Source organism: Amycolatopsis sp. NPDC004747 (genome assembly GCF_053601335.1).
The window spans coordinates 152,275-161,354 of the sequence record NZ_JBSGBQ010000023.1; the positions used below are offsets into that span (position 1 = coordinate 152,275).

Annotated in this window: 12 protein-coding genes; 7 read left to right on the plus strand and 5 right to left on the minus strand. The window is 72.0% G+C overall.

Annotated features, from left to right (window positions below; translation table 11 throughout):
- Window positions 1-92: 92 nt before the first annotated feature.
- Entirely contained in the window at window positions 93-1,610 is a 1,518-nt protein-coding gene (locus ACWEGE_RS32240) for a CYTH and CHAD domain-containing protein (RefSeq protein WP_449664218.1), read from the minus strand.
- A 125-nt stretch (window positions 1,611-1,735) separates the two neighbouring features.
- On the opposite strand from ACWEGE_RS32240, the gene ACWEGE_RS32245 reads away from it, so the two are divergent.
- Window positions 1,736-2,257 carry a hemerythrin domain-containing protein gene (locus tag ACWEGE_RS32245; protein WP_449664219.1) on the plus strand — a complete coding sequence of 174 codons (522 nt, stop codon included), beginning with the start codon at window positions 1,736-1,738 and terminating at the stop codon, window positions 2,255-2,257.
- 44 nt (window positions 2,258-2,301) lie between these two features.
- Window positions 2,302-3,102, plus strand: a complete 801-nt coding sequence (locus ACWEGE_RS32250; protein ID WP_449664220.1) for a GAF and ANTAR domain-containing protein — start codon at window positions 2,302-2,304, stop codon at window positions 3,100-3,102.
- Between the two features lie 53 nt (window positions 3,103-3,155).
- Here ACWEGE_RS32250 and ACWEGE_RS32255 read toward each other — a convergent pair whose 3' ends face one another.
- From ACWEGE_RS32255 to ACWEGE_RS32265, 3 genes are all read right to left on the minus strand, one after another.
- Window positions 3,156-3,623 (minus strand): hypothetical protein, encoded by a 468-nt coding sequence (locus ACWEGE_RS32255; RefSeq protein ID WP_449664221.1) that lies wholly within the window; start codon window positions 3,621-3,623, stop codon window positions 3,156-3,158.
- Between the two features lie 118 nt (window positions 3,624-3,741).
- Window positions 3,742-4,581, minus strand: a complete 840-nt coding sequence (locus ACWEGE_RS32260) for an aldo/keto reductase (protein ID WP_449664222.1) — start codon at window positions 4,579-4,581, stop codon at window positions 3,742-3,744.
- A gap of 97 nt (window positions 4,582-4,678) precedes the next feature.
- Complete coding sequence (locus ACWEGE_RS32265; RefSeq protein WP_449664223.1) at window positions 4,679-5,143, minus strand: SRPBCC family protein; 465 nt, start codon at window positions 5,141-5,143, stop codon at window positions 4,679-4,681.
- 129 nt (window positions 5,144-5,272) lie between these two features.
- Here ACWEGE_RS32265 and ACWEGE_RS32270 point away from each other — a divergent pair, with 129 nt between their 5' ends.
- Genes ACWEGE_RS32270 through ACWEGE_RS32280 form a run of 3 tightly spaced genes read left to right on the plus strand, consistent with a single transcriptional unit; the run spans window position 5,273 to window position 6,251 of the window.
- On the plus strand, window positions 5,273-5,686 hold the full coding sequence (locus ACWEGE_RS32270; protein ID WP_449664224.1) for a phage holin family protein: 414 nt from the start codon (window positions 5,273-5,275) through the stop codon (window positions 5,684-5,686).
- On the plus strand, window positions 5,683-5,988 hold the full coding sequence (locus ACWEGE_RS32275; RefSeq protein WP_449664225.1) for a DUF3618 domain-containing protein: 306 nt from the start codon (window positions 5,683-5,685) through the stop codon (window positions 5,986-5,988). Before ACWEGE_RS32270 ends, ACWEGE_RS32275 begins: the two co-directional genes overlap by 4 nt.
- The gene (locus tag ACWEGE_RS32280) at window positions 5,985-6,251 is read left to right on the plus strand and encodes a DUF4235 domain-containing protein (RefSeq protein WP_449664226.1); all 267 of its coding nucleotides are present in this window, start codon (window positions 5,985-5,987) and stop codon (window positions 6,249-6,251) included. Before ACWEGE_RS32275 ends, ACWEGE_RS32280 begins: the two co-directional genes overlap by 4 nt.
- 54 nt (window positions 6,252-6,305) lie before the next feature.
- Here ACWEGE_RS32280 and ACWEGE_RS32285 read toward each other — a convergent pair whose 3' ends face one another.
- The gene (locus ACWEGE_RS32285) at window positions 6,306-6,674 is read right to left on the minus strand and encodes an STAS domain-containing protein (RefSeq protein WP_449664227.1); all 369 of its coding nucleotides are present in this window, start codon (window positions 6,672-6,674) and stop codon (window positions 6,306-6,308) included.
- A gap of 170 nt (window positions 6,675-6,844) precedes the next feature.
- Here ACWEGE_RS32285 and ACWEGE_RS32290 point away from each other — a divergent pair, with 170 nt between their 5' ends.
- Together ACWEGE_RS32290 and ACWEGE_RS32295 are read left to right on the plus strand one after the other, a co-directional pair.
- A complete protein-coding gene (locus tag ACWEGE_RS32290) occupies window positions 6,845-8,134 on the plus strand; it encodes an NAD(P)/FAD-dependent oxidoreductase (RefSeq protein WP_449664228.1) in 1,290 nt (429 codons plus the stop codon).
- Window positions 8,135-8,158: 24 nt separating this feature from the next.
- A complete protein-coding gene (locus ACWEGE_RS32295) occupies window positions 8,159-8,713 on the plus strand; it encodes a hypothetical protein (RefSeq protein WP_449664229.1) in 555 nt (184 codons plus the stop codon).
- Window positions 8,714-9,080 lie beyond the last annotated feature (367 nt).

Here is a 9,080-nt window from a genome sequence, read left to right on the forward strand (position 1 = left end):
CGCCCAAGGCGGCCTTGGTTGCGTCCAGCGCACCGAAGGCCGCCTTGGGGCGCCGTCCGGGCCGGCGGAGCGGAAGAATCACCCAGCGGGCCTCACTTCAGCCACCGAGGGCGCTCCCCCTTCCGAACACCCCGCCATTCCCGCGAAAACCGCTCCCGCAGCAACCCGGCCCGGCCGGATTCCTCCCCGTAAAGCATCCCAAAGGTGAAGGTGTTCTGCCCTTCCCCGTGCCCGGCAAGCCCGAGCCGATGCAGGACACCCCGCCCGACAACCGTGTCCTGATGCTCCCCCAAAGTACCCTGAACAGTCTTCACATTCTTCCGCCAAGCCCGAAGCTTCTTCCCGTAAACCCCCCTGACCGTGTCAGCGGCATACCGAGCCCGTTTGGCCTTCTTCCGGACATCGTGAAGAGCCACCTCCAGCTCACGCCCGGTCAACCCACGAGCGGCAGCCTCGGCCCGGGCGAGCTTCCGGGCGGCCTTCCGCACCGGCTTCCGCAGCCCGGCCTTCGCCGGCTTCCGCGCCGCAGCCGTCAGCGGCGGGTCCTCCACCAGCGCGTCCAACGCCCGCAACAGCCGCAGGTACCGCCGGGAAGTCAGCGCGGCCAGCACCCGGGTCCGCCCCTCCTCGGCTTCCCGCGCGAACTGGCGGGTCAGGAACTGCCGCAGCGGCCCGAACACCAGCTCCGAAGGCACCTCGTCGAGCTGTTCCCGCAGCCGCTGTTCGGTGACCTCGGTGTCCCGGGCCGGCGACAGCTCGCGACCCAGCCACTGCAGCTCGGCCACGACGGGCGCGGTCTCCTTCGAATCCACCAGTGATCCGAAGGTGCGAAGCGTGCTCCGCAGCTTCCGGATCGCCACGCGCATCTGGTGCACCGCATCGTCGACGTCCAGCCGCACCCCGACGTCCGCACGGCGCAGCCGGCCGTAGTGCTCGTGCAACGCCGTCAGCACGATGTCACCCGCGGTCGGCTTCTTGCGGCGCCGGGGCGGGTCCGGCACGCGGTCGCCGATGAGGCGGCGCAGTTTCGACGGCCACGGTGACGCCGAGGCGCCGGCGCCGGTCAGCGCCCGGTCGAGTTCCTCGAGCAAACCCGGGTCGGCCGCGGGGTCGAGCTCGAGCTCCAGCTCCCGCCACTCGTCGAGGCGCGCGGTGGCGCCGCCGGCTTCCCCGGTCACGTGGTCGTCGGTCAGGGTCGCGAGCGTGCGGCCGTCCGCGCCGGCGAGCCGGTGGGCGAACCGGTCGGTGCGCAGGTGCGCGATCGGCACCAGCTTCTCCCCCAGCGTGTACGCCCGCACCAGGCGCCGGAGCCGGCCGGGCACCTTGTGCGGGTCGCCGCCCGGCGGCAGCTGCAGTTCCTGCCGCTCATCGGCCGACACCGGCAGCTTCAGGTGCCAGCCCGCGTCGGAACCGCCGACGCGCCGCCGCAGGGTGATGCCGCTGCGCGCCAGCCGGAACGTCTCGGTGTCGTAGTAGGACGCGTCGAGAACGTGCTCGACCGGGTCGTCCTGGGCGTCGACACCGCCGACGCCGACCAGCCGGGGCACGCCGCTGCCCGCGACGATCTCGTACTTGCGTTCGCGCTCGATCACCCGCGACGGCGCTGCCATGGTTCGTCCTCCCTGTGGCCGGGTTCGCCGGATTGGTACCCGCCCGGCGCGCGGCCGACACAGGATTCGGCGCCGGGCCAGCGGGTATCCCCTTTTGCGAACCGGAGCCCGGACCAGGAGAGTGCATGAACGGCAAGCAGTCCGCAACCGACCTGACGACCGTCCTCGACGGCGACCACCGCGAGCTCGACCGGCTCTGCACCGAGCTCGAGCTCGGCCAGGGCAGCCCGGAGAACCGCAAGGACCTCGCCGATCACCTGATCGCGTCGCTGGTCCGGCACGCCGTGGCCGAGGAGCCCTACCTCGACGGCGACGGCGACCTGGCCGAGGCGGACCGCCTGATGCGCGGGCTCGAAGGCGCGGGACCGCAGGAGCCGCGGTTCGAGCGCCTGCTGGGCGGGCTGATCCGCGCCGTCCGGCGGCACGTCCGGGAGGAAGGCGCCGCCGCGGTGCGCGAGATCCGGCGCACCTGCTCCCCCGACCGGCAGGCGGAGCTGGGCAGGCAGGTCCTCGAGGTCCGCGAGTCGGCGGCGACCCTGCCGCACCCCGACCTCGCCGACCGGGTGCCGCAGGCCGACCAGCTGTGGCCGGGACCGGGGTTCGTCGACCGGGCCCGTGCCGCCCTGCGCGCCCCGGCATCGGGTTGAATGGGTTCATCGGCCACCCCGATCCGGAAGGACAGCGAACACCCATGAGCGTCGGCGAAGAGGAGTGGGCCCGCGACCGGGCTTGGTTCGGGCAGGACGGGGAACCGGCGCCCGGGCCGCTCTCGCGGCAGTTCGCCGACCTCACGCGGATCCTGCTCGACGTGACGCCGACGGTCGGCGGGGTGCTCAAGCTCGTCGTCGGGGCCGCGACCGCGCTGATTCCGGACGCCGACCTGGTCAGCATCACCCTGCGGGACTCCGACGGCACCTTCCACACCCCGGTCGGCACGGACCCGGTCGCCGAGCGGCTCGACCAGGTGCAGTACGACCACGGCGAAGGCCCCTGCGTGGAGTCGGCGCGCCCGGACGGCCCGGCCGTCGGCTGGTCGCAGGACCTGGGCCGGGACCCGCGGTGGCCGGCGTTCGGCCCGGCCGCCGCCCGCCACGGCTACCACTCGGTGCTGGCCACGTCGCTGCTCCCGGACGCCCGCCCGCCGCGGCTGTCCGGCGCCCTGAACATCTATTCACGCACCCCGGGTGCGTTCGACGCGCGGTCGATCGACGTCGCGCTGCTGCTGGCGACGCACGCGTCACTGGCGCTGGCCCACACCCGGGCCGTGGCCGCGGCCGAGCTGGAGGCGGCGCACCTGCGCCGGGCGGTCGACAGCCGCGACGTCATCGGCCAGGCGAAGGGCATCCTGATGCAGCGCCGCGGCATCACCGCCGACGAGGCCTTCGACGTGCTGCGCCGCGCGTCCCAGGACCTCAACGTCAAGCTCGCCGACCTGGCGAAGACCCTGGCCTCCCGGCACACCGAAGTGGATCTCCCGGTCGCCGAGGGTTGACACGCCGAGGGCGCCGCTCTCCGGGGAGAGTGGCGCCCTCGAACGTGCCGGTCCTACTGGGCCGAGTACGGGGACCGGTTCTCCAGCGACGGGCTGGCGGCCGGGTACCGGCCGTCCTGCCCCGGCACCGGGGTGACCGTCGTGGCCTGCTGCTCCGCCTCCACCCGCGGCCGGGGGCCGCGCTGGACGACGGCCTCGACCTCCTGCTCCCCGCGGATGCGGGCCAGGACGCCGAGGGTGATCGCGTGGGCCAGCGCGAGGATCAGCAGCAGCACGCCGAGCCGCCCGACCACGCCGGGCAGGTCGCTGCCGCCCATCTCGATGGTCGAGAGCAGGGCCAGCACACCCAGCGTGGCGAGGTGGAACAACACCGTGACCAGGCGCGTCATCGAAGCGCCCGCCGCCGGGTCGCCGTAGGAGTTCTCCAGGTACCGGCGGCCGCTGCGGTAGATGATCTGCCCGTCTATCAGGACCAGCGCAACGCCGATCGCGAGGAACGACAGGTACGCGTTCGTGGTCATGCCGGACGCTCCTTCCTGGGGGACCTTGCCGGAGGAATACCCGGCAGGTCGCGCAGGGAAACGCCCCCGTCACGCGGGGAGAGCCGGCACGCGGCGAACCCGGTCACCCGGCGCGCACTCACCCGCCGAAGGTGTCCGGGTCCGGCCCGGTGCGGCGGCCCTCGTCGAGCCGGCCGATCTCGGCCATGTCCTCGTCGTCGAGCTCGAAGCCGAACACGTCGAGGTTCTCGCGCATCCGGCCGGGCGAGGCCGACTTCGGGATCACGATGTTCCCGAGCTGGACGTGCCAGCGCAGCACGACCTGCGCGGCCGTCCGCCCGTGCTTGTCGGCCAGGCCGGTGAGCACCGGGTCGCCGAGGACCTCGGCCTGGGCCAGCGGGCTCCACGCCTCGGTGGCGATGCCGTGCGCCCGGTGGTACTCGCGCAGCTGGTGCTGCTGCAGCGCCGGGTGCAGCTCGACCTGGTTGACCGCGGGCAGCAGGGACGTCTCCCCGGCGAGCCGGTCGAGGTGGGCGGGCTGGAAGTTCGACACGCCGATCGCGCGGGCCTTGCCCGCCCGCAGGATGTCTTCGAAGCCCTGCCACGTCCGGACGTAGTTGTCCTTGGCGGGCAACGGCCAGTGGATCAGGTACAGGTCGACGTAGTCGAAGCCCAGCCGGCGCAGGCTGCCTTCGAGCGCGGTGATCGCGTTGTCGTGCCCGTGCGCGTCGTTCGCCAGTTTCGTCGTGACGAACACGTCTTCGCGGGCCACACCGGATTCCTCGATCCCGGCCGCGACACCGGCCTCGTTGCGGTACATCTGCGCGGTGTCGAAGTGGCGGTACCCGGTTTCCAGCGCCGTCCGCACGGCCCGGGCGGTTTCCTCCGGCGGGATCTGGAAGACGCCGAACCCGACCTGGGGGATCCGCACGCCGTTGTTCAGTTCGAGCACCGGAACGCCGGCAGTGGTGGTCGTCATGCCTACGGCCTACCCGGCGGTCCCGTGACGCGAAACGCGGTGGGGCGGGTGATCCCGCCCCACCGCGCCAACTCACCCCGGACGGGTGACGCGTGGGTTATCGCCCCGGGCGGTCCACGTCACCGCGCCAGCCGCCGGTCTCCCGGCCGCCGCGCTGCTCGATGAACTCCTTGAACCGCTTGAGGTCGCCCTTCACCCGGCGGTCGAGCACGCCGAGCTTGTCGGCGACGTTCTCGGCGAAGCCCTCCGGGTCGATGTCCATCTGCGCGGTGACCCGCGTGCGCGAGTCGTCGAGCCGGTGGAAGGTGATGACGCCGGCGTGGTCGGGCCCGGAGTCCGAAGTCCAGGCGACCCGCTCGTCCGGGTGCTGTTCGGTGATGGTCGCGTCGAACTCGCGCGTCACGCCACCGAACCGGGTCACCCAGTGGGTGTGGGTGGCGTCCACCTGGCGGATTTCCTCGACGCCCTCCATGAACCGCGGGAACTCCTCGAACTGCGTCCACTGGTTGTACGCGGTCGAGACGGGGACTTCCACGTCCACGATTTCGGTGATCGTGCTCATGCACTCCTCCTCGTCGATGGATGTCGATCGGTGGCGTCATCCGGCTACCCGGTGCACCGGCGGTCAAACCGGGCGCGATTGACGCCCGGTGGGGCCGGGTACCCGGCGGCCAGGCAAAGGAGGTGTTCGGTGATCGAAGAGGCAAACAAGACACCGGCGGCCGACCGCTCGGTCGGCGAGCTGGTGACGGACCTGACCGACGAGGTCAAACGGCTCGTCCGGGACGAAATGCGGCTCGCGGTCTTCGAACTGCAGCGCAAGGGCAAGAAGATGGGCCTCGGCGCGGGGTTGTTCGGTGCGGCGGGCCTGTTCGCGTTCCTCGGCGCCGGCACGCTGGTCGCGGCCGCCGTGCTGGCGCTCGCGCTGGCCGTGCCCGGCTGGCTGGCGGCGGTGATCGTCGCGGTCGCGCTGTTCGTCGTCGCCGGGATCGCGGCGCTCGTCGGCAAGAAGGAAGTGACGCAAGGGGTGCCGCCGGTGCCCGAAGAAGCGATCAGCGGCGTCCGCGAAGACGTGGACACCGTCAAGCAGGGAGTGCGGACATGAGCGGGGACTTCCCCAAGAACGCCGAGGAAGCGCGGCTCGACCGGGACACCACGCGGGAGGAGCTGACCGAGACGCTCGAAGCGCTCGGGCAGAAGCTCGACGTGAAGACCCGGGTCAAGGAGAACGTCGACGAGAAGCTCGACCAGGCGACCGCGAAGGTCGCCGACGTGACGAACGAGCCGACCGCGGTCAAGTTCCGCCAGGGCGCCGACGCCGTCCGCGCCAACCCGGTGCCGGTCTTCGCCGGCGTGCTGGGCCTGCTGATCCTGATCCGCCTGATCCTGCGCCGGAGGAACTCGTGAACAAAGCGCTGTACAAGCCGCTGAGCTGGGTGGTGGGTGCACTGGGCGGCATCCTGGCCGGCCAGGTCTTCAAGCAGGTGTGGAAGCAGGTGGCCGGCGAGGAGGACGCCCCGGACGCCACCGACCGCGACTACACCTGGCGGCAGGTGGTCATCGCGGCGGCGGTGCAGGGGGCGATCTTCGGTGCCGTCAAGGCCGCCACCGAGCGCGCCGGTGCGGCGGGCTACCGCAAGGCGACCGGCGACTGGCCGGGCGACGACTGAGCGTCGGCGACTTGAAGTACACAGTGGACGGCGGGAGGCGTGGCCGCGCGGCGGTCACGCCTCCCGGCCGGGTTCGTGGGCCAGTCCGGCGAGCGCCGCGCCGACGCGCGGGTGGATCTTGAGGACCACGTCGGCACCGGTCGCTTCGAGCGAACGGGTGACCGCGTGGCCGCCGAGCACGACGGCGAGTTCGGTGCGGGCGTCCGCCTGCAGCAGCGACCGGACCCCGGCGCAGCTCAGGAAGGCGACCCGGGTGAGGTCGACGACGAGCCGTTCACCGGTCGTCAGGGCCTCGTCGAGCACGCCGACCGTGGCGGCGTCGATGTCGCCGACCAGGGTGAGCACGGTGATCCCGCCCGGTCGATCGGTCGTGGTGACGGTGAGGCCGGACGGTTCGTAGATCGTGCGGAAACAGTCGTACATGGCGCTCCCTTTTCTCAGCGGTGCAGGGGCGCTGACCGGAGCACGTGTCTGAACAACAGCCAACACCCTGACCGTACGCCCCTGTGCGGTGAGGTCAACCCCGCGGGTTTCCTCGCTCCGACCTCGGGTAATCCGTTCGGGACGGAGATCCGCGCCCCGGAAGGAGATCCATGCGTGTCTTGATCGTCGGCGGCGGTTTCGCCGGTTACCACGCGGCGAAAAGCCTGCGGAAGGAAGCCGGCGAAGAGGTCGAAGTCGTCGTGCTGAACCCGACCGATTACTTCCTCTACCTGCCGTTGCTGCCCGAAGTGGCGGCCGGGATCCTCGACCCGCGGCGGGTCGCGGTTTCGATTCCCGAAACGCTGGACGGGGTCCGCCTGGTCCTCGGTGTGGCGACCGGCGTGGACTTCGACGCTCGCCAAGTCGGCTACACCGATCCCGAGGACAACGAGCACCGGATCGGGTACGACCGGCTGGTGCTGGCGGCCGGCAGCGTCAACAAGCTGTTGCCGATCCCCGGCGTCGCGGAGTACGCGCACGGGTTCCGCGGCATCCCGGAAGCGCTCTACGTGCGCGACCACATCACCCGGCAGATCGAACTGGCCGCCGCGGCCGACGACCCGGCCGAACGCGACGCCCGCTGCACGTTCGTGGTGGTCGGCGCGGGCTACACCGGCACCGAGGTCGCCGCGCAGGGGCCCGCGTTCACCGCGGCGCTCGCCGCGCGCCACCCCGAGCTGGCCGGGCAGCGGATCCGCTGGCTGCTGCTGGACGTCGCCGAGCGGGTGCTGCCCGAGCTGGACGAGCGGCTCGGCCGGACGGCCGACGAGGTGCTGCGCTCGCGCGGGGTCGAGGTGCTCATGAAGACTTCGGTCGACCACGCCGACGCCAAGGGCGTCACCCTGACCAACGGCGACGCCGTGCCGGCCCGCACCCTCGTGTGGTGCGTCGGCGTGCGGCCGGACCCGCTGGTGGCCGGCCTCGGACTGGCGACCGCCAAGGGCAGGCTGGTGGTCACCGAGCAGCTGAACGTCCCGGGCCGAGACGACGTCTTCGCCTGCGGCGACGCCGCCGCGGTCCCCGACCTCACCCGTCCGGGCCAGTACACGGCGATGACCGCGCAGCACGCCGAGCGGCAGGGCAAGCTCGCCGGGCGCAACGTGGCGGCGTCGCTCGGGTACGGCCGCCGGGGCACCTACCGGCACCACGACCTCGGCTTCGTCGTCGACCTCGGGGCGGGCGCGGCCGCGGCGAACCCGTTGCGCATCCCGCTGTCCGGACGGCCGGCGAAGGCGGTGACGCGTGGTTACCACCTGATGGCGATGCCGGGCAACCGCGTGCGCACGGCCGCCGACTGGGCCCTGGAGGCGCTGACCGGCCGCCAGACCGTCCAACTGGGGCTCGTCCGCTCCGGCGCGGTGCCGCTCGACACCGACAGCCCGGAGCTCCCTCGTCGCTGACGTCTCTTCGTGAAAGGATTTCCCATGCCCGCCGAACCCGCACCCGTCCGCTCCGAAGGCCCGGCCGTCGTGACCGCCGGGGACCTGTCGGGGCCCAAGGTGGTCGTGCTCGACCCGGCGGGCGCCGGGAAGCACGCCGAACTGCCCGCCACCTGGCGGCCGCTGGCGGAGCAGCGGGCGGTGTTCTGGTGCCGGGTGCCCGCCGGTGGTGCCCTGACCGAAGCGGACGACGTCCTCGGCGACCACGGCCCCGGCGACCCGGAGATCGCCGTGGTGGCGAGCGGCCCCTTCGCGGCGGAGGCGCTGCAGCTCGTCGAGCGCCACCCGGGCGCGGCAACGCACCTGTTGCTGGTCGACCCGGCCTCGGACGCCTTCCTCCCTTCGGGTGACGCCGCGGAGGCCAACGACGCCTGGCTGGCCGAACACGACGACGTGGTGACCAAGCTGCGCGAGGCGGGCACGGAGGTGCGGCTCGCGGCGTCGAGCAGCGAGAACCCGGACGACCGGGTTCCGCCGCCGTTGCCGCTCGGCCACCCGGTCGTGGTCACGGCGGTGCGCTCGGCGTTGGGCCTGGGTTGAGCGGGCCACACCTGGTGGCCTGTGGACGCGAAAGGTCCGGATGAACCCGGCCTCCGGTGGCCGAGACCACCCGCGGGATCTCGCTCTAGACGAGTGATGCCTAAGTCGACCACGACGGCACCAGAGCCGTTCTGCCGCGGCTGAGCGGGGGACACTGCTGCCGCGGCTTAGAAGAAAAGAAATGTCCTCGCCGGACGGGCAATACCGCTAAGTTAGGGGTGTCCAGGCGGGGCTGGGCTGTGACACGCGCTGCGCGTATCCGTTGTCTGAGTGGATTTCGTTCTACGATGTGCGCATGCCTCGGGTGGGTCAGAAGAAAAGTTCGGGTGGCTCGCCGGTGGCAGATGTCCGGCTGTCGGATCGTATT

Excerpts from the sequence above, each read along its gene's own strand:
- ACWEGE_RS32265 (WP_449664223.1), bottom strand. The coding sequence starts at position 5,143 with ATGAGCACGATCACCGAAATCGTGGACGTGGAAGTCCCCGTCTCGACC.
- ACWEGE_RS32275 (WP_449664225.1), top strand. The coding sequence starts at position 5,683 with ATGAGCGGGGACTTCCCCAAGAACGCCGAGGAAGCGCGGCTCGACCGG.
- ACWEGE_RS32245 (WP_449664219.1), top strand. The coding sequence starts at position 1,736 with ATGAACGGCAAGCAGTCCGCAACCGACCTGACGACCGTCCTCGACGGC.
- ACWEGE_RS32290 (WP_449664228.1), top strand. The coding sequence starts at position 6,845 with ATGCGTGTCTTGATCGTCGGCGGCGGTTTCGCCGGTTACCACGCGGCG.
- ACWEGE_RS32240 (WP_449664218.1), bottom strand. The coding sequence starts at position 1,610 with ATGGCAGCGCCGTCGCGGGTGATCGAGCGCGAACGCAAGTACGAGATC.
- ACWEGE_RS32260 (WP_449664222.1), bottom strand. The coding sequence starts at position 4,581 with ATGACGACCACCACTGCCGGCGTTCCGGTGCTCGAACTGAACAACGGC.
- ACWEGE_RS32295 (WP_449664229.1), top strand. The coding sequence starts at position 8,159 with ATGCCCGCCGAACCCGCACCCGTCCGCTCCGAAGGCCCGGCCGTCGTG.
- ACWEGE_RS32255 (WP_449664221.1), bottom strand. The coding sequence starts at position 3,623 with ATGACCACGAACGCGTACCTGTCGTTCCTCGCGATCGGCGTTGCGCTG.
- ACWEGE_RS32250 (WP_449664220.1), top strand. The coding sequence starts at position 2,302 with ATGAGCGTCGGCGAAGAGGAGTGGGCCCGCGACCGGGCTTGGTTCGGG.
- ACWEGE_RS32285 (WP_449664227.1), bottom strand. The coding sequence starts at position 6,674 with ATGTACGACTGTTTCCGCACGATCTACGAACCGTCCGGCCTCACCGTC.